General features: G+C 64.6%; 18 protein-coding genes. 5 read left to right on the forward strand and 13 right to left on the reverse strand.

The genetic code is table 11. From position 1 onward, the window contains the following. Positions 1-116: 116 nt before the first annotated feature. The 5 genes from G7Y85_RS11025 to G7Y85_RS11045 form a co-directional block, all read right to left on the reverse strand. Positions 117-965 carry a UDP-2,3-diacylglucosamine diphosphatase gene (locus G7Y85_RS11025; protein WP_166256492.1) on the reverse strand — a complete coding sequence of 283 codons (849 nt, stop codon included), beginning with the start codon at positions 963-965 and terminating at the stop codon, positions 117-119. Positions 966-1091: 126 nt separating this feature from the next. Further along, positions 1092-1916 carry a hypothetical protein gene (locus G7Y85_RS11030; RefSeq protein WP_166256495.1) on the reverse strand — a complete coding sequence of 275 codons (825 nt, stop codon included), beginning with the start codon at positions 1914-1916 and terminating at the stop codon, positions 1092-1094. 9 nt (positions 1917-1925) lie between these two features. Further along, entirely contained in the window at positions 1926-3233 is a 1308-nt protein-coding gene (locus G7Y85_RS11035; RefSeq protein WP_166256498.1) for an OmpA family protein, read from the reverse strand. Between the two features lie 346 nt (positions 3234-3579). After that, the gene (locus tag G7Y85_RS11040; protein ID WP_166256501.1) at positions 3580-6144 is read right to left on the reverse strand and encodes a DUF1302 domain-containing protein; all 2565 of its coding nucleotides are present in this window, start codon (positions 6142-6144) and stop codon (positions 3580-3582) included. A 147-nt stretch (positions 6145-6291) separates the two neighbouring features. Continuing rightward, entirely contained in the window at positions 6292-7179 is an 888-nt protein-coding gene (locus G7Y85_RS11045) for an alpha/beta fold hydrolase (protein ID WP_166256505.1), read from the reverse strand. A 316-nt stretch (positions 7180-7495) separates the two neighbouring features. On the opposite strand from G7Y85_RS11045, the gene G7Y85_RS11050 reads away from it, so the two are divergent. Then, positions 7496-8056, forward strand: coding sequence for a phosphoadenosine phosphosulfate reductase domain-containing protein (locus tag G7Y85_RS11050; RefSeq protein WP_366514948.1), 561 nt, complete (start codon positions 7496-7498; stop codon positions 8054-8056). Here G7Y85_RS11050 and G7Y85_RS11055 read toward each other — a convergent pair. The 4 genes from G7Y85_RS11055 to G7Y85_RS11070 all read right to left on the reverse strand — a co-directional run bounded on the left by G7Y85_RS11055 (position 8034) and on the right by G7Y85_RS11070 (position 11370). Further along, a complete protein-coding gene (locus tag G7Y85_RS11055; RefSeq protein ID WP_366514949.1) occupies positions 8034-8897 on the reverse strand; it encodes an alpha/beta fold hydrolase in 864 nt (287 codons plus the stop codon). The two genes, G7Y85_RS11050 and G7Y85_RS11055, sit on opposite strands and share 23 nt — an antisense overlap. Before the next feature lie 63 nt (positions 8898-8960). After that, on the reverse strand, positions 8961-9464 hold the full coding sequence (locus G7Y85_RS11060) for a nuclear transport factor 2 family protein (protein WP_241696124.1): 504 nt from the start codon (positions 9462-9464) through the stop codon (positions 8961-8963). A gap of 308 nt (positions 9465-9772) precedes the next feature. Continuing rightward, positions 9773-10915: a zinc-dependent alcohol dehydrogenase family protein gene (locus tag G7Y85_RS11065; RefSeq protein WP_166256508.1), complete on the reverse strand. Its 1143-nt coding sequence runs from the start codon at positions 10913-10915 to the stop codon at positions 9773-9775. Continuing rightward, positions 10912-11370, reverse strand: a complete 459-nt coding sequence (locus G7Y85_RS11070) for an acyl-CoA thioesterase (protein WP_166256511.1) — start codon at positions 11368-11370, stop codon at positions 10912-10914. Before G7Y85_RS11070 ends, G7Y85_RS11065 begins: the two co-directional genes overlap by 4 nt. Positions 11371-11512: 142 nt before the next feature. On the opposite strand from G7Y85_RS11070, the gene G7Y85_RS11075 reads away from it, so the two are divergent. Further along, on the forward strand, positions 11513-13135 hold the full coding sequence (locus G7Y85_RS11075; protein ID WP_166256514.1) for a 3-(methylthio)propionyl-CoA ligase: 1623 nt from the start codon (positions 11513-11515) through the stop codon (positions 13133-13135). A gap of 62 nt (positions 13136-13197) precedes the next feature. On the opposite strand, the gene G7Y85_RS11080 is transcribed toward G7Y85_RS11075, so the two are convergent. Then, positions 13198-14124: a hypothetical protein gene (locus G7Y85_RS11080; RefSeq protein WP_166256032.1), complete on the reverse strand. Its 927-nt coding sequence runs from the start codon at positions 14122-14124 to the stop codon at positions 13198-13200. A 39-nt stretch (positions 14125-14163) separates the two neighbouring features. Here G7Y85_RS11080 and G7Y85_RS20065 point away from each other — a divergent pair, with 39 nt between their 5' ends. The 3 genes from G7Y85_RS20065 to lysS all read left to right on the forward strand — a co-directional run bounded on the left by G7Y85_RS20065 (position 14164) and on the right by lysS (position 17056). After that, positions 14164-14514, forward strand: a complete 351-nt coding sequence (locus G7Y85_RS20065) for a hypothetical protein (RefSeq protein ID WP_174839761.1) — start codon at positions 14164-14166, stop codon at positions 14512-14514. Further along, positions 14440-15535, forward strand: a protein-coding gene (gene prfB, locus G7Y85_RS11085; RefSeq protein WP_166256517.1) for a peptide chain release factor 2 whose coding sequence is annotated in 2 segments (ribosomal slippage) — positions 14440-14511 and positions 14513-15535 — 1095 coding nt in all. Because the reading frame shifts where the segments join, the coding sequence is not laid out codon by codon here. Before G7Y85_RS20065 ends, prfB begins: the two co-directional genes overlap by 75 nt. A 3-nt stretch (positions 15536-15538) precedes the next feature. Continuing rightward, a complete protein-coding gene (gene lysS, locus G7Y85_RS11090) occupies positions 15539-17056 on the forward strand; it encodes a lysine--tRNA ligase (RefSeq protein WP_166256520.1) in 1518 nt (505 codons plus the stop codon). A gap of 324 nt (positions 17057-17380) precedes the next feature. Here lysS and G7Y85_RS11095 read toward each other — a convergent pair whose 3' ends face one another. The 3 genes from G7Y85_RS11095 to G7Y85_RS11105 all read right to left on the reverse strand — a co-directional run bounded on the left by G7Y85_RS11095 (position 17381) and on the right by G7Y85_RS11105 (position 20005). Next, on the reverse strand, positions 17381-18322 hold the full coding sequence (locus G7Y85_RS11095; protein ID WP_166256523.1) for a lysophospholipid acyltransferase family protein: 942 nt from the start codon (positions 18320-18322) through the stop codon (positions 17381-17383). A 168-nt stretch (positions 18323-18490) separates the two neighbouring features. Further along, entirely contained in the window at positions 18491-18805 is a 315-nt protein-coding gene (locus tag G7Y85_RS11100; RefSeq protein WP_166256526.1) for a rhodanese-like domain-containing protein, read from the reverse strand. 69 nt (positions 18806-18874) lie between these two features. Continuing rightward, positions 18875-20005, reverse strand: coding sequence for a sulfate/molybdate ABC transporter ATP-binding protein (locus G7Y85_RS11105; RefSeq protein WP_166256529.1), 1131 nt, complete (start codon positions 20003-20005; stop codon positions 18875-18877). Positions 20006-20018 lie beyond the last annotated feature (13 nt).

Genomic DNA, 20018 nt, shown 5'->3' on the forward strand with positions numbered 1-20018 from the left:
TCGACCGCGGCGGGAGGGGGATGCCGCGATCAAATTCTGATCAGCAAGTTTCCTGCCAGCATCGCGAGGCGATGGGCGGGGAGGGAACGAAGCGGAAGGAGCCGCATCGGCCGGTCTCAGGCGGCCTTGCGTAGTTTCGGGATCGCGATCGCGGCGCTCGACTGGTTGAGATGATCGAGTTCGACCCAGCGAATGACGTGAATCCTGCCGTCGAAGTCTTCGGCCAGCGCGGTGCAGCTCTCGACCCAGTCGCCGCAGTTGTAGTAGGTGACGCCGTCGATGTCGCGCGCATCCGCATGATGGATGTGACCACAGACCACGCCATCAAGTTCACGCCGCTGGCATTCGCGCGCCAGCGACTCCTCGAATGTCGAGACGATGTTGACGGCGGTCTTGACGTGCTGCTTGGCAAACGCCGACAGCGACCAGTAGCGCATGCCGAGCAGGGCGCGGCCACGATTGAACCAGTGGTTGAAGCGCATCGTGCCGCCGTAGATCGCATCGCCGGCCAGCGCAATCCACTTGTGGTAACGAGTGATCACGTCGAAGAAATCGCCATGCACGACCAGCAGCCGGCGACCGTCCGCGGTTTCGTGAATGTGTTCGTTGACCAGCCGGATGTTGCCGATCTCCAGTTCGTAGCCGACGAATTTGCGCAGGAACTCGTCGTGGTTGCCGGTGACGTACAGCACCTGCGTGTCGCGCTTCGCCTTGGTCAGGATCTTGCGGACGACATTGGTGTGTTCCTGCGGCCAGAACCAGCCGCTGCGCAGACGCCAGCCGTCGATGATGTCGCCGACCAGATACAGGGTTTCGCAGTCGTTCTGCTTGAGGAAATCGACCAGGTGGCTGGCCTTGCAGTCCGGCGTGCCGAGATGGACGTCGGAAATCCAGATCGTGCGGTAACGCGGCTTGCCGGTGCTGCTGCGCGGGCGGGCTTTCTTGGGCGGATTCGTCGCTTTCATGACGTGTCCGATGATCGTCAGGGACGGTGATCCGCAGGTGACGCTGCGATGACGTTTTTGTGAAGCCGGGGCAAGAAAAAGGGCGCGGTGTTGTCACCGCGCCCTCAACAGCGACTGCGACGAAGCTTACGGCGTCGGCGGCGTGACGAATTTGCCGTCCGTGCAGAGCTCGTGCACGCGCATTGCGTCGCCGACGTCTGCTGCAACCAGTAGCGCCGAGATGCTGATCACGGCCGAGTCGTACTTTTTCCGAGCTTTCAGACCGATGAAGCCAGCTTCGTCGCCGACCGCATTGAGCCCAAGCAGCTGAATCTGGGCTTCGTCCACCGAGATCGTTTCCTGTTGGGTATCTCCGAGGTAGGTCGTGACCGTCACCGTGCGGGTCAGGCCAAGATTTACGGTCGCGGCCGGGAAGGTGACGCCAAAGACGGCGTAGTTTCCAGCCGGCACCGCCGATGGAAACACAACCGCTTCGCCGACGGAATCAACCAGATTGAGCGGGCCGAGCAAGCCGACCGGCAGCGTGAACGTGGCGAACGTGCTCAGCTTCCCGTCGATAACGTTGTCCGGTTCGCTGACGCTGTTCGTCAGCGTGGTGACGGGGGCGCCGCCCAAGCTATTGAGCAGGTTGCTGAGGGCGCCACCAACCAGACCATTTGCGACGACTTCGGTCGTGGCACCGCCGAAAGCATTGGCTCCCTTGGTGCAGACAAAACCCTTGCCGCCATCGACCGGCGTCTCGGCGGTTCCGTCACCGTTGTCGTCCTCGTTGACAGTGGTCGGTGTCGAGCCGTCGTTGTTGAGCGGTGGTGTGGTGTTGCCGCCGTCGCTGACAATGTCGCCGCTTTCGAGACCGTCGCCATTGGCCTGACAGCCTGCGAGACCGAAAGCCGCAACCACCATGCCGGCGATCAGCGCCTTGTTGAAGCTACTGAGAGTTTTGGTTTTCATGAGGATTCCTTAGTTCAGGATGCGCAGCTCGACGCGGCGGTTGAGCTCGCGGCCGTCGGCGGTCTTGTTGTCGGCAATCGGCTGGGTTTCGCCATAGCCCTTGGCGGTCAGCTGATCGGCCGGAACACCGTGATCGACGAAGTACTGCATCACCGCCTGGGCACGGCCTTCAGACAGCTTCTGGTTGTAGGCATCCGAACCGATGCTGTCGGTGTGGCCGGCGATCTCGACCTTCATGTCCGGATACTTCTTCAGCACGCCGACCGCCCAATCCAGGATGGTCTGTGCGTCCGGACGCAGGCGCGTCTTGTTGAACTCGAAGGTCACGCCCTTGAGATTGATGACCTTGTCGAACGGGCAGCCGTCGCCATCGACGCGCGAACCGGCCGGCGTATCCGGGCACTTGTCGGCGCTGTCGACGACACCGTCACCGTCGCTGTCGGTCAGGCCGGTCGGCACTTCGACGATCTTGGTGTTGTCGGCCGCCGCTGCCACCTCGACTTTCTTTTCCTCGAACAGCGGAATTTCGATGCCGAGTGCGGCGCGAATGTCGCCGTACTTGTCGCCGAAGAAGTCGTACACGTAGCGTACGTCGGCACGCAGGCGGATCTGACCGACCTTGGTAATCGGACCGGTGACGATGCCGACGCCGCCATTGACGAAGCCGCTGAAGCCGTCGTCCTGGGCGCCATTCGGGTAGATGTCGTTGTAGTCGCCGCCGCCGCCGACGAGCACGTACGGCGTCAGATGCGTACGGTCGCCGAAGGCGTAGAACAGGTCGCCGCCCAGTGCGTAGTTGTAGAAGTCGGTACGCAGCTGCTTGCCGGTCTCGATGGTTTCGACGGAGCCATGCAGTTCGTAGCCGAAACGGTTCTCACCCTGATGGCCGAACAGCACATCGAAGCCGCCGCCGTTCTTGGTGTCGGCCAGACCGAAGCCGCGGTCCTTGTCGGGCCGCAGGTAGAAGCCCTGGATGCCGATGTAACTCGGCGCGGCGAGCGTCGTGCTTTCGGTCGTCGTCGACTCACTGCCGGAAGTGTCGGTCGCGGTATCGCTGGCGCTTTCGCTGGAAGACGAGTCCGAGGCAGCGGCGCTCGAGTCGGCGGGCGCCGCAGCGCTGTCGTCGGTCGGTGCGGCTGCGGCGTTGTCGTCCGTGGGGGCCGCACTGTCGCCAGCGGGCGCCGCTGCGGTGTCGTCGGCCGGTGCGGTGCTCGCATCAGCCGGTGCCGCCGATTGATCCGTGGTCGCGTCCTGTGCGTAGCTGGTGGCGGCGGCGAGCATCATTGCTGCGCCGAAGATGCCAAATGCAGTTTTCATGAGAACTCCAATGTTCCTAGGGGTGCCGGTTCGACGTTTTTATCAGGGCGTTTCGCACCGGCGCATCACGTCCATTGCCGCGACCACAGGGCCTTGTCCGGCGATTTCTTGCACGTTCGCCGGGTACAGAACAGCCCGCTGTTATTCCATGGGAGTGCCACACAATGCCAGCGGTTTACGATGACTCGTTGCCCGTACGATGAATCTAATTAAAAGCCCGGAAAAAGAAAGTAGGTAAATGCTGACAGCGTTGCGGCTGTTTCAAGCGACTGAATCAGTTCGGCTGTGCCCCAAAAAAAACGCGCCACCCGAACGGGTGGCGCGTCTGTTCGATCAGCCGTTTCGGCTAGAACTGAACGCGGACGAAGGCCTGTGCGAAATCGCGATCGCGCAGCAGGTTGTTTTCGCCGCCGCCGAAGTACCAGGTATAACCCAGCGTCAGCGACAGGAAGCTCTTGTAGCGCGTTTCGAAATTCGCGACGACCGACTTGCGGCCGGCGACGAAGTTCTCGGCCGGGCCGGGTGAGGTGCCTGCCACATCCTGCGACCAGACCAGGAATGGCTCGATGCTGATGGCCGGCAGCACGCTTTCGTACTTGATGATGCTGATCAGGCGATAGCCCCACGAGAATTTGTCGACGAACTCGCTGAGATTGGCCTGATGCGGATTGAAGCGCAGACCGTCAGCGCCGACATTGCACGCCGGGTTGGTGGAGCAGGCCTGCTTCGAGCCGTCCGCACCGCTGCCATCAGCGCCGGCAGAGGCATGCAGGTAGACGCCGGGGGCGTCGATCTGCAGCTGATCGAGCGGCGGCAGGCCCGGAATCCAGGTCGCTCCGAACTCGCCGACCAGCTGGATCTGGTCCGCGCCGATGAAGTTGTCGGTCGCGCCGAGCACGCGCGTGAAGCCCAGATTGAACTGGTAGACGTCGAAGCGCTCGTAGCCGCGGATGTAGCCCGGATTGTGCTTGTCCAGCGGCATGCTGTAGTCGGTCCCCGGATTCTCGCCGACGACACCGCCGCGATACGGAATCACGAAGCTCGGGTAGGCGCGGGCCGAGCCGGGCAGATGGCCGACCAGCAGGTTGACGGTGTCCGGATAAGGGTTGTTGCCGTTGATGTCCTGGAAGTCGCTGCTGCCGTAGGTGCCGCGGGTTCCGTCGCCATCGACATAACCGGCGCCGAAGTGCGTGCCCGCGCAACCGCCGTTCGGCGAATTGCCGCAGCTCTGCAGCGTCGGGCCGAGAGCCGCGAAGCCGAGATCGGCGATCGAAATCTGCAGAGGCAGGTTCGGACGGTATGCAACTTCGCCCTGGAACGAATAGTCGCCAATGGTGGTGTTGAAGCTGAGCCCGAACATGTGGATGTTTTCGGGGTATTCGAAGACGATGCGCGGGTTGTCGAGTTCCGCCGAATCGTTGAGCGGCGCGTTCGGATCGCCACCGGAAATCAGCAGGCCGTTCAGGGTCGCCAGCGTTGCCGGCAGCTCGGCGAGGTTCAGCGCGCCGGTGTCGTTGGCCAGCGCCAGCGGGTTGGTCAGCAACTCGCGGGCGATCAGCGCCGTCGAGTCCTTCTGCAACGCGGCGCGCGCGTTCGGGTCGGCGACTGCGGGAATGTTGCCGCAAGCCTGGAAGAAGGTGACCGTGTCCTTGACCTTCGGATTGTGGCTGCACGAGGTCGGGGCAGAGAAGAAGCTGATGTACGGCAGCTTCGAGTGATAGTTCATGAAGTAGGCGCCGAACTCGGTGCCGGCGCCGAGGTCTTCGGCGTAGTACTTCATGGCGATGCCGTATTGCCCCTGATTGCTGGCATCCCAGTCCTTTTCGCGCAGGATCGTGCCGGTCGTCGGCGTGATCAGCGTCAGCGGATTGTCGAGATAGCCCTTGCGGGTATTGGCAGTGTCGCCGTCGAAGGCGCGTTCAGGATCGTCGGCTGCCGAGCCGAAGCTGAAATTGACGCTCTTGCCGGCGTTGTTGGTGCCCAGATCGTTGGTGGCGAAATAGCTGCCCGGCGGCGGCGCATCCAGCGGCTGCCACTCGAACTGGTAGAAAGCTTCAACGGTGGCATTGTCGAACGGTTCGACGCTGGCGAAGGCCATGCCGACCGGCGTGAACACTTCCTCCACCTGGGTGCCGACACGGTACAGATTGTTGGCGTTGACCGGGTTCGCCTGGTTGATGCTGTTGATCGCCAGCAGCGTGGATTCGCCCCAGTTCACGGTCTGGCGGCCGAGCTTGAAGGTCAGGTCATGACCGTCCCAGAACGGCAGCGCGACGTGGCCGAAGATGTTGGCGTCGAGCATCTGGAACGCCGTGCCGATCGAGCGCAATGACGAGCCGTCGTTGCGCTTGATCCTTTCGCGCGCGCCCGGACCGTAGACGTGCGTGAAGTAGCGGTTCGAGATCGGGTCGTTGGTGATGCCGACCTGGTCGACGTTCTGCGGCGTGATGATGTTGGGATGGGTTTCGTTGAAATCGTTGTTGACGAAATCGTAGAAGTACAGCCACTTCGCGTAGAGGCCGTAATCGCCCCAGTTCACGGTCAGATCCTGCGTGACCTTGGCGACGGCCTGCGTCAGATCGTTCTTGTTGTAGTTGAGATCGCCGTCGTCGCCACGCATCGCATAGGCGCCGGGCAGGCTGGCGAGCCGCTGGGACGGGTAGACCTGATCGCGAAACAGGCCCTGGCAGGTCTGGTAGGCGCCGCTGCAACCGGTCGGCGACAGGTCCGCCTTGCCGATCAGGTTCTTCGACTGCGACTCCATGCGCATCGCCGCACCGAAGCTGGCGGTGGTGTTCAGATTGCCGGTGACGTCACCGTCGAACAGATCGAAGCCGAGCGCGAACGCCGACGTGCTCGCGCAAGCGAGCAACACGCCGGATGCACCGACCGCCGCTTTCCATACCTTCATCTTGTGTCTCCCCGATGTCCCAGATTCTGCGTGCACCGTGGCGTAGCGGGACTGCACCACGATTGATGCGCGGAAACCTATCACGGACGCGACGCAAAAAAAATGGCTGTACCGATCGTGTTGCCGGCACCTGCCGCGAAGTCGCGCTCAAAGCCCATGCGTCGTCAGGAACTCGCGGATCGTTGCCGCCGTCCGTTGCGGGTCTTCCTGCATGAAACAGTGACCTCCCGGCTGTGTGCGGACGTCGATGCCCGCCACCAGCCTGCCGGCCTTGCGTGCGGCCGGCGCGATGAACGGATAGGTCTGCGTGCCGTAGACGAACAGCACCGGACACCGCAGTTGTCGCAAGGCCTGCCACGGATACAAGGGATGATCGAAGATCGCCGCTTCCAGCCAGGTCGGACAGGCCAAGGTGCGTTCGCCATCGTCGTCACGGGTAGCATGTTCGATGAAGCAGTTGAATGCCTCGTCGCGCCAGCCGCGGTAGATGCCGCGATCATGAAGGCGAGCCCAGGCCTGTGCGCGCGTCGGCCAGCGATCGCGCCGCCGCAGTGCGCCGCGCGCGATCGGATTGCGGCCGACCGCGGCGAGCAGGCGCGTCGCCAGGAATACCGGTGTCGGCATCAGGATCGGGTCGAGCAGCACGAGCGCGCCGAACAACTGCGGATTTTCTGCCGCGGCGCGCACGGTCAGCGCCGCGCCGTAGCTGTGCCCCATGCCGACCAGCGTCTGTCCGCCCGGTTTCTGCTCGGCGATTACCGGCGCAATGCGACGGGCAATGGCGACGGAGCCGGCGAAGTGGTCCGGGCGATCACTGTCGCCGTGCCCCTCGATGTCATGGCAGAACAGCCCGTAGCAGGGCATGAGCTGCTGCAGCAGCGGCCAGTAGACGCCTCCGCAGAAACCGTTGCCGTGCACGAAATGCAGGCAGGTCGCGTGGCCGTCGTGACGCCGGCCGCGCAGGGTCGGGCCGGCGCCGGCGGATGAGGTCCACGGCGAGGTCAGATCGCGATAGGCGGAGGCGGTCGAGAGCATGGGCGTTGCCGGCAAAAAGGAAGGAAGCCTAGCCCAGCGTCGCGACCAGATTCCAGCGGCCGTACCCGTCTCGCGCCGCCCGAGCGACGGATCGGGGCAAACGTGCCGCCGGCCGCCGTGCCGGCGTCATCACCGGCTGCTGTTCACGATCTGCACGCCATCATGGGACGCGCCATCATGGGAAAAGCCGGCGTCGTCCCCATATCGATGGCGGTCCGGCAATCGGAGAATGGAAATGATGTCTGAAGTCCCGTTACTGGAGCAACAGGCCCGCGCCTTCATCCGGCAAGAGCTTGCTTCGACTGGGACGTCGATCGTGACCAGCAACTTCCGGCCGTTCGCAGCGGTGATGCTGCATCTGATGACGCGCGAACAGGCCGACATCCCGGTGGTGTGGATGGACAGCGGCTACAACACGGCCGAAACCTATCGTTACGCCGAGCAGTTGCGCCAGCGTCTGTCGCTCAATCTGCAGGTCTACACGCCGCGGCGCACGCGGGCGCAGCGCGAAGCGCTGGACGGGCCGCCGCCGGGCCGCGACAGCCCACGCTTCGAAGACTTCGTGCGCGAGATCAAGCTGGAGCCGTTCGATCGCGCGCTGGCGGCGCTCAGGCCGAAACGCTGGTTCACCGGGGTGCGCGCGCAGGACAGTGCCGAGCGCGCGCAGATGAGCGCGATCTCGCAGGACGCGCGCGGGGTACTGAAGATCGCGCCGCTGCTGGCCTGGACTTCGCGCGATCTGCATCAGTATCTGCAGCGCTACGACTTGCCGAACAACTGGGAGTACGTCGATCCGAGCAAGCCGGTCGCGAACCAGGAGTGCGGGCTGCACCTGACGCCCGTCGACGCGGCCGTCAGTCGCGCAGAAACGCCCTGATCGCCGCAGCGGTGGCCTGCGGCGCATCGAAATGCAGCATGTGACCGGCGCCGGCGATCACGACGTGTCGATGATCGCGGAAGCAGGCGCGCCTCGCCGGCATTTCGTGTGCGCCGACCGCGCTGGCGCCGAACGAGCGCTCGGCATCGACAAACAGTGTCGCGGCGCTGACTTCGCGCCAGATCGCCATCGATTCCTCGACGCGATACAGGCCCGGCATGTTGAGGCGGTGGCGGGGATCGGCGAGCAGGCGCACGCGGCCTTTGCCGTCTTCGGCGCCCCAGCCGCGCGCGACGAACATCGCGCGTTGCTCGCCGAGCTGCGGATGCTGGACGCGTATGCGTTCGGCAAGCGCGGAAAACGACGCGTAGGTCTTGGCGCGCATCGGCATGCGCAGCTGTGCCAGCCAGCGACGATAGCGGCTTACCGCCTGGTCCGGGCGCGTATCGGGCGTGAACAGCCCGTCCAGCAGGATCAGCCTGGAAACGCGGCTCGGGCACAGACCGGCGTAGAGACTGGCGACCTGGGCGCCCATGCTGTGGCCGGCGAGCCAGATCGGCGACGTGTCGCCGGCGTAGTGGCGTACCAGTGCGTCGAGATCGGCGACGTAATCGGCAAACCAGTAGCCGTCGGCCGGCCACTCCGTATAACCGAGCCCGCGCCAGTCCGGCGCCACGATCTGGCAACTTGTCAGCAGCTCCTGTGCGATGTCCTCGAAGGTCGCGGAGGCGTCGAGGAAGCCGTGGCCGAGCACCAGCAGCGGCTGGTCCGGACGTCCCCAGCGGCGGACGTGATAACGCAGGCCGCGAACGCGGATGAATTCGGAGCGGCTGGTCGTCACGAGCGGCAGGAACGGGGATGAGCCCGCAGTATAAAGCCGCGCCGATATCGCTCGGCGACGCTGTCAGGCGACCGGCAGCGAGCTCGTGAAAGCGCCGTGCGGCATGGGAAAGCCGAGCGCCGTCATCGGCGTGACGTGGGACTTGGCGATCTTCCAGACACCGTCCTCGATGACATAGGTATCGCGGTATTCCATCGACACCTGCGTCACGGTCTTGTCCTTGTTGTTGACCTGCATGAACCACAGCGTCCACTCGCCGGTGGCGGTGCGGTCGTCGACAAACGTGATCGAAGGATGCTTGCCGTGGTGGACGTCGTGCACGAGCCAATTGCCCCCCTCCTTGGCGAGCGCGATCTGCATGAAGACCTGGACCAGCGGTTCGCGATCGTCGAACTTGCCGACGACGCCGTAGTCGATATCGGCGCCCTGTTTGACGAAGCAGTCGCGGAACGTCTCCGGATCCTTGCGGTCACAGGCACGCCAGTAGCGGTACTTGAGTTGTTCGATCGCGTTGATCGCTTCAAGTCGCGCGACGCGGCGCAGCAGATCGGCGTTGGTATCGCTCATGAGCAGATTCTCCCCGGGGTGGATTTGCCATTGACCTTAATGACCCGGGTGCTCGGCGGCCAAGTCCGAACGGATGAAAGCTGAGCAAGCTTCATAAATTAGTTTTTCTAAGCAAAAGCCCGAGAAAAGATCAATTGCTGCGGCGCAACAAGATCGGCTTTAATACACCTGTCGCAACGCCAACGGTCTGTCCGGCCAGCGTTGCAAACGATCTCCTCCAGATCCCCACATGGGATCTCTTAAGGCTACCCTCACCGGTAGCCTTTTTTTTGTCCTGCGGTCGCCGGGCCATGTTCGGCGCCGTTCCCTCACTCGAACACGATCACCTGGCGAACCGCTTCGCCGCGTGCCAGCCGATCGAAGCCGAGATTGATCTCGTCCAGTTTCAACCGATGGGTCAGCAGCCTGTCGACCGGCAGCTTGCCGGCACGATAAAGGGCGACGAAGCGCGGCAGGTCGCGCGCCGGAACCGCGGAACCCATGTATGAACCCTTGACCGTCCGTTCTTCGGCGACGAGGCTCACGGCCGGCACGCTGAAACGCCTGTCCGGGTGCGGCAGGCCGGCGGTGATCGTCGTGCCGCCACGACGGGTTGCCGCATAGGCCGCGGCCAGCGCCAGCTCGGAGCCGGCGGTCTCGATGCTGTGCTGCGCACCGCCGCCGGTCGCGTCGCGAATCCGGGCGACCGCATCGGCTTCGGTCGCCAGGACGGTATGGGTGGCGCCGAGTTGGCGGGCGAGCTCGAGCTTGGCCGGCAGCACATCGACTGCGACGACCGGATCGGCGCCCGAGGCCAGTGCGCCGAGCAGCGCTGCCAGACCGACGCCGCCAAGACCGAAAATGGCGACGCTGTCGCCGGGCGCGACGCGGGCGGTGTTGACGACCGCGCCGACGCCGGTCAGTACCGCACAGCCGAACAGGGCGGCGATCGTCCAGTCCAGCGGGCGACCGTCGTCCGACGGCGCGATGCGTACGGCCGAGCGCGCCGACACGACGGTGGCTTCGGCGAAGGCGGAAACTCCGAGATGATGGTGCAATTCCGGGGCATCGCCCCGCCAGCGCCTGGCGCCGGACAGCAGGGTGCCGGCGGTATTGGCGCGCGCGCCGGGTTCGCACAGCGCCGCGCGCCCTTCCGCGCAGTATGCGCAGTGACCGCAGGCCGGCACAAAGGCGAACACCACCTGATCGCCGACCGCGAAGTCGTGCACGTCGCGGCCGATCGCCAGTACTTCGCCGGCTGCTTCGTGGCCCAGCACCATCGGCATCACGCGCGGCCGCGAACCATCGATTACCGACAGGTCGGAATGGCAGAGACCGGCGGCGCGCAGCTTGACCAGCAGTTCGTCGGGTCCGGGTGGATCAAGCTGCACGGTCTCGATCACGAGCGGTCTGGATTGCGCGAACGGTGCGCTGCGGCCCATTTCGCGCAGCACGGCGGCGCGGACTTTCATGACGGCGTCCGCTCGCTGACGACCAGCGCTTCAAGCGCATCGCGCAAGCTGCCGCGCAGTGCCGACGGACGGCGCGACGCACGATCAACGAACACATGCACGAACCAGCCCTCGGCGGCAGGTGTCGCGCAGTTCTCGCGAAACAGCGCGATTTCGTAGCGCACGCTCGAGCGCCCCAGATGCGCGACGCGCAGCCCCGCATCGACCGCGTCCGGAAATGCCAGCGAATCGGCGAAGCGGCAATGCGATTCGGCGCACAGGCCGATCTGCTCGCCGCCATGAATATCGAGTCCGCCGCTGCGAATCAGATAACTGTTGATGACGGTGTCGAAGTAGCTGTAGTACTCGACGTTATTGACGTGACCATAGACGTCGTTATCTTTCCAGCGCGTGCTGATGCGCGCGAAGTGCGGATAGTGTTCACGGCCGCTGGCGGCCGGGGCGCTGCTGTTCACGTGCTGCTCCTGAAGACGCGGTGCCGGATTGCCGAGTTTACGATTTCATCCGCGCGCACGGTTCCCAGATTCGGGCAAATGGTCAAGAATCGCCATCCACAACGACAAGCGGGCCGCCGGCCGCACGCAGGAGAGCGCACCTATGCTGAAGGGCCAGATGATGGAGCAGCCGCTGTTGTTGTCATCGCTGCTGCAGCACGCCGAGCGTTATCACGGCGACACGGAAATCGTCTCGCGGACGATCGAAGGCGGCTTTCATCGCTATGGCTACGCCGACGCTGCGCGCCGTTCGCGGCAGGCGGCAAACGCCTTGTCGCGGCTCGGTGTCCAGCCGGGTGAGCGGGTGGCAACGCTGGCCTGGAACGGTTATCGCCATTTCGAGTTGTACTACGCGATCTCCGGCAGCGGCGCGGTCCTGCACACGGTCAATCCGCGTCTGTTCGCCGAACAGATCGCGTGGATCATCAACGATGCCGAAGATCAGCTGATGTTCTTCGATCTGACGTTCGCGCCGCTGGTCGAGAAACTCGCCGCGCAATGTCCGACGGTCAGGCATTGGGTGGCGATGACCGACCCGGCGCACATGCCCGACATCAAGGTCGGGAACCTGCTGTGTTACGAGACGCTGCTGGAAGCCGAGCGCGACGACTTTGCATGGCCGGTGTTCGATGAGCGCGCGGCCTGCGCCCTCTGCTACACCTCCGGCACGACCGGCAATCCCAAGGGCGTGCTGTACTCACACCGATCGATGATGCTGCACTGCTACGCGAGCTGTCTGCCCGACGTGTTCAACTTCTCGGCGCGCGACTGCATCCTGCCGGTGGTGCCGATGTTTCACGTCAACGCGTGGACGATTCCGTATTCGGCGCCGATGGTCGGCGCCAAGCTGGTGCTGCCGGGCTCTGCGCTGGATGGCGCCAGCCTCTACGAGCTGTTCGAACGCGAAGGTGTGACGTTCTCGGGCGGTGTGCCGACCGTCTGGCAGGCACTGCTGCAGCATCTGCGGGCCGGCAAGCTGAAACTGACGACGCTCAAGCGCGGCGTGATGGGCGGCTCGGCCGCGCCGATGGCCTTGATCGAGGCGTTCGCCAACGACTACGGCGTGATGATCGATCACGCCTGGGGCATGACCGAGATCTCGCCGCTCGGCACCTACAACCGGCCGAAGGGCAAGCATCTGAGCTGGTCGGTCGAGGGCCGGCGCGCGGTGGCGATGAAGCAGGGGCGACCGCCTTTCGGGGTCGAGATGAAGATTGTCGACGCCGACGGTCGCGCCCTGCCGCACGATGGTCTCGCGGTCGGTGAGTTGCTGGTCCGTGGCCCCTGGGTCGTCAGCCAGTATTTTCATGTCGACAAGCCGACCCTGCGTGATGGCTGGTTTCCGACCGGCGACGTCGGCAGCATCGACGCCGACGGCTATCTGCTGATCACCGATCGCGCAAAGGACGTCATCAAGTCCGGCGGCGAATGGATCGGTTCCATCGAACTGGAGAATCTCGCCTGCGCGCATCCGGACGTGGCGCAGGCGGCGGTGATCGGGATCGCGCATCCGAAGTGGGATGAGCGGCCCCTGCTGATCGTCGTGCGAAAGCCCGGCACGCAGGCGGGTCGCGAAGATCTGCTGGCCTGGTATGAAGGCAAGATCGCAAAGTGGTGGACGCCGGACGACGTGGTGTTCGTCGAGCAGCTGCCGCTTACCGCAACCGGCAAGATCTCCAAGCTGCAACTGCGCGAACAGTTTCGCCAGCACCGCCTGCCGGGCTGAACGACGGACCACAAAAAACCCGCCGCGTTGTCGCGGCGGGTTTTTTGTCAGCCTGGTTCGAATTACTGGGGCGGCGCCGCGCCATCGACGGCGCAACCGTTCTCGTCGACCTGTTCGCCCGCGTCCGGCGTACGGCAAGGGGTCGCGCTGCCGCTGTCGCCGCTGCTGTCGGTCGGCGCGGCGCCGTCGTCGGCCGCCGGTGCTGCTGAATCACCATCGGTGGCCGCGCTGCTGTCGCCGGTCGGGCAGCCGTTTTCGTCAACGGCACCTGCCGGCGAACCCGGGCACTGGTCCTTGTCGTTGCTCACGCCGTCGTTGTCGTCGTCAGCCGATTCGGTGTCGACAACCGCGGTCGCGGCTTCGTCGGCTGATCCCGCCTGCGTGGCGCCGCCGCCGAACGGAAACAGCAGGCCGACGCTGTAAACACCTTCGGCAAAGTTGCTGGTGGTGCTCTTTGCGCCGGTCGGCGTGGCGCCCTTGTCGTCGGTGCGATAACGCGCTTCGGCGCGCAGGAGCATGTGCGTGGTGATCGGCTGCAGATAGCCGACGCCGACGTCGAACACCGTCGAGGCGAAGCTGTCGCGCGGTCCGGGCAGGTTGCTGGTATGGCCCTTCATCAGCGAGACGACGCCGTAGGCGTTCGGAATGGTCTTCGACGGGAAGAACAGCGCGCTCGCGCCATATGCGTACAGGTCGGCACTGCCGCCGTCGTGCTTGGCGTCGGCGACCGAATAGTAGCCGGTCAATTCCAGGGTCAGCCCCCAGGTGACTTTCTTGCCGACCGAGACGATGCCGCCCAGGCCACCCTTGGTGCCGCGATCGCTGTCGGAATCGACATACGAAAACATGCCCGACACGTACCACGGCCGGCCGCTGAGCGCGTGCGTGACGTCGGCAGCCCCGGCCTCGTCGCCGTCGTCCTGCGCCCACACCGCGCCGGTGGCAAACATCGCACACAGCAATCCCACAACCTTGAGCCCGTGCTTCATTGCGTCTCCCCTGTGTCCGTTGTCGTCGATCCGGCCATCATGACCTTGAACGCCATGTCGACCACGGCCGGGCGATTGCATTCGTCGCAAAACCCGTGTTCTGTGGTGCTTCCGGTGGCGTTCCCGTACCTGGCAGCGGGCGCCCATGTCGGAACGCGCCGCGCTCCGTTCAAGTTCATGGTGTCGCCTCTCTGGCTGGCCGCGGACGAATATAGCAGTGCGATTGCGCGCATGGTGCGGCCCGAGCGGATCACGCCATTGTCCCGGCGGCAACGTATAATCGCCGACCTTTTTCAGGACAAGCCGCCTTTCGCAATGGAAGCGCATCAGTTACGCAATGAGGTGACAGCCCTGCAGGCGCGTTTCGACGCGCTGCGGGGCTATCTTTGACTACGAAACCAAGTGGGATCGTCTGGTCGAGGTCAACGCCGAGCTGGAACGCGGCGAAATCTGGAACAACCCGGAGCTGGCGCAGAATCTCGGCCGCGAGCGCGCCAAGCTCGAGGACGTGATCCAGCCGATCGACCAGGCTACGACCGGGCTCAAGGATGCGCTCGATCTGCTCGAGCTGGCGGAATCCGAGAACGATCAGGCGACCGTTGACGAAGTCGAGCGCGATGTCGCGCGTTTCGAGAAGATGGCCTCGGACATGGAGTTCCGCCGCATGTTCAGCGGCGAGCTCGACGAGAACAACGCCTACGTCGATCTGCAGGCCGGCTCCGGCGGCACCGAAGCCCAGGACTGGACCGAGATGCTGCTGCGCATGTATCTGCGCTGGGCGGAAGGCCGCGGCTTCAAGGTCGAACTGATGGAAGCCTCGGACGGCGAAGTCGCCGGCATCAAATCGGCGACGATCTACGTGCAGGGACCTTACGCCTACGGCTGGCTGCGCACCGAAACGGGTGTGCATCGCCTGGTGCGCAAGTCGCCGTTCGATTCCGGCAACCGCCGGCATACCTCGTTCGCCGGCGTATTCGCGGCGCCGGAAGTCGACGACAACGTCGAGATCGAGATCAATCCGGCCGACCTGGAAGTGGCGACCTATCGCTCGTCCGGTGCCGGCGGCCAGCACGTCAACAAGACCGAGTCGGCAATCCGCATCAAGCATGTGCCGAGCGGCATCGTCGTCGCCTGCCAGACCGAGCGCTCGCAGCATGCCAACCGCGACCGTGCGATGAAGATGCTGAAGGCCCGTTTGTACGAGGCCGAAATGAAACGTCGCAACAGTGCCAAGCAGGCGATCGAGGATTCCAAGAGCGACATCGAGTGGGGCAACCAGATCCGCTCCTACGTGCTCGACCAGTCGCGGATCAAGGATCTGCGCACGGGCGTCGAGATCGCCGACACGCAAAAGGTGCTGGACGGTCATCTCGATCCGTTCATCGAAGCCAGCCTCAAGCAGGGACTGTAAGGAATGACCGAAGAAGCCAACGCACCCGGCAGCGACGAGCGCGTCGACGAGAACCACGTGATCGCGACGCGGCGCGAAAAGCTCGACAAGCTGCGCGCGGCCGGCAACGCCTATCCGAACAGCTTCAGACGCGACACGCTCGCCGACTTCCTGCATGGCATGTACGGCGCGCACGAGGCGGCGGCGCTGGAAGGCGAGACCCAGGTGTTCGCGCTGGCCGGGCGCATGATGGCCAAGCGCGTGATGGGCAAGGCCAGCTTCGCGCAGATCCAGGACATGTCGGGCCGTATCCAGGTCTTCGTCCAGCAGAACACGCTCGGCGCGGAGGTCTACGACGCCTTCAAGACCTGGGATGTCGGCGACATCGTTGGCGTGCGCGGTACGGTGTTCAAGACGCGAACCGGCGAACTGTCGGTCAAGGCGCAGACGCTGGAACTGCTCGTCAAGGGCATCCGACCGTTGCCGGAGAAGTGGGCCGGCCTGACCGATACCGAAATCCGCTATCGCCAGCGCTATGTCGATCTGATCGTCAATCCCGAGGTCAAGCTGGCGTTCGAGAAGCGCGGCCAGAGCGTGCGCTTCATTCGCAACTTCCTCGATGCGCTCGGCTTCATCGAAGTCGAGACGCCGATGCTGCAGCCGATCGCCGGCGGCGCGACGGCGCGGCCGTTCGTCACGCACCACAATGCGCTCGATCGCGACCTGTACCTGCGCATCGCGCCGGAGCTGTTTCTAAAGCGCCTCGTGGTCGGTGGCTTCGAGAAGGTCTACGAGATCAATCGCAACTTCCGCAACGAAGGGCTGAGCACGCGCCACAATCCCGAGTTCACGATGCTCGAGTTCTATCAGGCCTACGCGGACTATCAGGACGCGATGAATCTGGTCGAAACCCTGATTCGCGATCTGGCGCTGAGCGTCAACGGCGGCGGCAAACTCGTCTATCAGGAGCGTGAATACGATCTGGAGCAGCCGTTCCATCGCTGGTCGATGCGCGACGCCGTCGCGCGTTTCAATCCGGACTTCGATACCGGCAAGACCGCCGATCGCGAGTATCTCGCCGCGTTCGCGAACAAGGTGGGTGCGGAGGCGAAGGCCGGTTACGGCGCCGGCAAACTGCTGACCGAAATCTTCGAGAAGACGGTCGAGGCCAATCTGCTCGATCCGACCTTCATCACCGAATATCCGACCGAGGTGTCGCCGCTTGCACGTCGCAGCGACGCCAATCCCGAGGTCACCGACCGTTTCGAGTTCTTCATCGGCGGTCGCGAAGTCGCCAACGGCTTCTCGGAGCTCAACGACGCCGACGATCAGGCCAGCCGTTTCAAGGCGCAGGTTGCCGCCAAGGATGCCGGCGACGACGAAGCGATGGTCTACGACGCCGACTACATTCGCGCACTCGAGTACGGACTGCCACCGACCGCCGGTGTCGGCATCGGCATCGACCGGCTGGTGATGTTCCTGACCGACTCGCCCAGCATTCGCGACGTGCTGCTTTTTCCGCAGATGCGCCCCGAAGCCTAAAGTATCGAATCGACGGCGGAAAAAGTCGGCGGGGCCCCAGCCCCGCCGGTTCGTCCGGCAAGCCTTGCCGCCGGCAAGGCCTGAAAGCCCGGTCTCACTTCCGCAGATGCGGCCTGAATCCTGGAGCCTCGATTCTCGGCAGCGGAAAATGTCGGCAGGGCCCCAGCCCCGCCGGTTCGTCCCGCAGGACTTGCCACCCGGCACGATCTGAAAGCCCGGACTCGCTTCCGCAGATGCGTCCCGAAGCCCGGGCGGCCGATGCGTGCGGCAGCACGGGTGCCGGACGCGGACGAGGCGACTCGCGATCCCGCGGCGCGCAGCGAATCAGCTCGCCGACGGGACGCTGGTGTCGGGCCGCGGGTCCGGTTTGGGCAACTGCTGCGTACCCTTGTAAAAGCAATACTCGCCGAAGGGGCGGCGCTTGAAGCGCTCGTAGGCCCACCAGTTCTGTTCCGGACAGGCACGCACGCAGGCTTCGATACCGCGATTGAGCGCTTCGGCGGCAATGCCCAGATCATCGCTGTCGTAACCGGCCGGCGGTTCGGACAGGCGGATGATGAAGCCGCGGCCCTTGGGCAGTCGCTCGCCGGTACAGATCAGCATGCGGGCACCGGTCGCCTGGATCAGGCGCGCGCTCAGGATCGGCGAGTGGGCGTTGATCCCGAAGTACGGTGCGAACACGCCCTGGCCACGTGGCGGGTCGCGGTCCGGAAGGGCGTAGACGATTTCGCCGCGCTTGAGCGCGCGCAGCAGTTCGCTGCCGACGGCGCGTTTGCCGTGACGCTTGACGATCGCCACCAGCTTGGCGCCGAAGCGCATCCGGCCTTCGCGCGACAGGCGGTCGAGTTCCGGATTGGTGACCGGCTTGTACATGCCGGTGATCGGATAGTGTGCCGACAGCGGAATGATGGCCGCCTCGAACGAGCCCAGATGCAGCGCCGCGATGATCAGGCCCTTGCCTTGCGCGAGTGCATGATCGATCAGTTCGCGGCCATGGGTTTCGACTGCCAGAGCGTGCACGCGCCCGGCGTCGCCGGTCCAGATCAGCGGATATTCGAGCAGCGATTTGTAGTAGTGCTGCGAGGCGCGATACGCCATCCGCCGCTGCTCCCTCGGCGTCCGTTCGGGGAAGCACAGTTCGATGTTGCGCAGCGCGAGCCGGCGCCGTCGTGCATCGAAGCACCAGGCCAGGCCGCCAATCAGATCACCGAGGAAGTGGAGCACGCGCAGCGGCAGATGCCGGCCGAGCGCGAAAAGCAGACGCACGATCAATGGACGAATACCCTCGACTGGACCCGGGCCCCTGCAAGCTGGAAATGGTCGCGCCTGGCGCCGGGAAGACGGCAAGTTTGGACGAGCCCTTCTGTCCTCGCAAACCACGGCTTCCGCTGCTTGCGGTCAGGCGATGAACGTTCGCGCGACCCGCGGCGGATTTCAGTAACGCGGTACGCCGGCGTCGATCTCGGACGACCAGGCCTCGATGCCGCCGGCGACACTGGCGACATCACCAAAGCCGTGCTTCTCGAGAAAGCGCGCGGCCATTTCCGAGCGGACACCGTGATGACAGAGGACGGCGATTGCCCCCGCGCGGTCCAGCTCCGCCAGCCGATTCGGCAATTCATGCATCGGCAGATGCAGGGCACCGTCGATGCTGGCCAGCGCGAGTTCGTCGTCGCCACGAACGTCGATCAGCGTGATGGCGCCATCGGCCAGCAGATCGCGCAGCTGGGTAACCGTGAGAGTTTTCATGCGCGGCAGTGTACGCGGCCGACCCCCGGTTCGGCAGCCGTGACACGGTCCGGCGAACGCGTCGCCGCTTCACCCGAGCCGGCTGCGCTGTCGCTCGCTGCCGATCAGCAGCGGCGCGTCGCGAGGTGTGGCGCCGGCCACCGCGTCGCTGCGCGCAAACACGCTGAACTGGCCGAGCCGCAGGCGCACGGACTGGCCGGCGCGCAGTGCCTGCGTGTCGTAGTGCAGATGCGGAACCTCGATTTCGATTGCCCGACCGGTGCCGGCCGTGACTGCCGTGCAGCGCAGGATCGGTCCGGTCCGCTGCGTGCCATGAATGGTCGCGTCGAAGCCCGGCGTCGCGGCGTCGGCGATGCGCAGATCACCGGGACGGACATAGACGTCGACCGGACCGGCAGCGTGAATCGTGTCGGTCACGATCGGCACCGTCTGACCATCGACGAACAGCTCGCGACCGCGAACTTCACCGGACAGGACATTGGTGTTGCCGAGAAAGTCGAAGACGAATGGCGTCGCCGGCTGCTCGTAGACTTCGTCGGTGGTGCCGAACTGTTCGATGCGCCCGCGGTTCATGACGACCACCCGATCGGCCAGCTCCAGCGCCTCTTCCTGATCGTGCGTGACGAAGATCGTCGTGTAACCAGTCTTGTCGTGCAGCTGTCGCAGCCAGCGGCGCAGGTCCTTGCGAACCTTGGCGTCGAGTGCGCCGAACGGCTCGTCGAGCAACAGCACGCGCGGCTCGATCGCCAGGGCGCGAGCCAGTGCGACACGCTGGCGCTGGCCGCCGGACAATTGCGAGGGATAGCGTGTTTCGAGGCCGCCGAGCTGCACCAGATCGATCAGCTCGCGTGCGCGTTCGCGAATCAGCGGCTCCGGCGGGCGCTCGCCGCGTTCCCGCACCCGCAGGCCGAAAGCGACGTTGTCGAGCACGTTCATGTGCTTGAACAGGGCGTAATGCTGGAACACGAAGCCGACACGCCGTTCGCGGATCGGCCGGCCGGCGATGTTTTCCTCTCCGAAGAAGATCGCGCCGGCGTCCGGAAATTCGAGGCCGGCGATGCTGCGCAGCAAGGTGGTCTTTCCGGAACCCGAAGGTCCGAGCAAGGCAATCAGTTCCCCCGAGTGGATGTCGAGATCGACGCCGGCGAGTGCAGCGAAACTGCCGAACGACTTGTGGATGCCGCGAATCCTGATGTCCATGTGAAACGCCTGT

Origin of the sequence: Solimonas terrae (genome assembly GCF_011067135.1) — a bacterium.
Classification (GTDB): Bacteria; Pseudomonadota; Gammaproteobacteria; order Nevskiales; family Nevskiaceae; genus Solimonas; species Solimonas terrae.

Bases quoted from the DNA above. Each gene is read 5' to 3' on its own strand.
- G7Y85_RS11045 (WP_166256505.1), bottom strand. From the start codon at position 7,179: ATGCTCTCGACCGCCTCCGCCTATCGCGATCTGACCTCGCCGTGGACC.
- G7Y85_RS11060 (WP_241696124.1), bottom strand. From the start codon at position 9,464: ATGAGCGATACCAACGCCGATCTGCTGCGCCGCGTCGCGCGACTTGAA.
- G7Y85_RS11040 (WP_166256501.1), bottom strand. From the start codon at position 6,144: ATGAAGGTATGGAAAGCGGCGGTCGGTGCATCCGGCGTGTTGCTCGCT.
- G7Y85_RS11100 (WP_166256526.1), bottom strand. From the start codon at position 18,805: ATGAAAACTCTCACGGTTACCCAGCTGCGCGATCTGCTGGCCGATGGC.
- G7Y85_RS11030 (WP_166256495.1), bottom strand. From the start codon at position 1,916: ATGAAAACCAAAACTCTCAGTAGCTTCAACAAGGCGCTGATCGCCGGC.
- G7Y85_RS11075 (WP_166256514.1), top strand. From the start codon at position 11,513: ATGCTGAAGGGCCAGATGATGGAGCAGCCGCTGTTGTTGTCATCGCTG.
- G7Y85_RS11065 (WP_166256508.1), bottom strand. From the start codon at position 10,915: ATGAAAGTCCGCGCCGCCGTGCTGCGCGAAATGGGCCGCAGCGCACCG.
- G7Y85_RS11105 (WP_166256529.1), bottom strand. From the start codon at position 20,005: ATGGACATCAGGATTCGCGGCATCCACAAGTCGTTCGGCAGTTTCGCT.
- G7Y85_RS11025 (WP_166256492.1), bottom strand. From the start codon at position 965: ATGAAAGCGACGAATCCGCCCAAGAAAGCCCGCCCGCGCAGCAGCACC.
- G7Y85_RS11080 (WP_166256032.1), bottom strand. From the start codon at position 14,124: ATGAAGCACGGGCTCAAGGTTGTGGGATTGCTGTGTGCGATGTTTGCC.
- lysS (WP_166256520.1), top strand. From the start codon at position 15,539: ATGACCGAAGAAGCCAACGCACCCGGCAGCGACGAGCGCGTCGACGAG.
- G7Y85_RS11035 (WP_166256498.1), bottom strand. From the start codon at position 3,233: ATGAAAACTGCATTTGGCATCTTCGGCGCAGCAATGATGCTCGCCGCC.
- G7Y85_RS20065 (WP_174839761.1), top strand. From the start codon at position 14,164: ATGACCTTGAACGCCATGTCGACCACGGCCGGGCGATTGCATTCGTCG.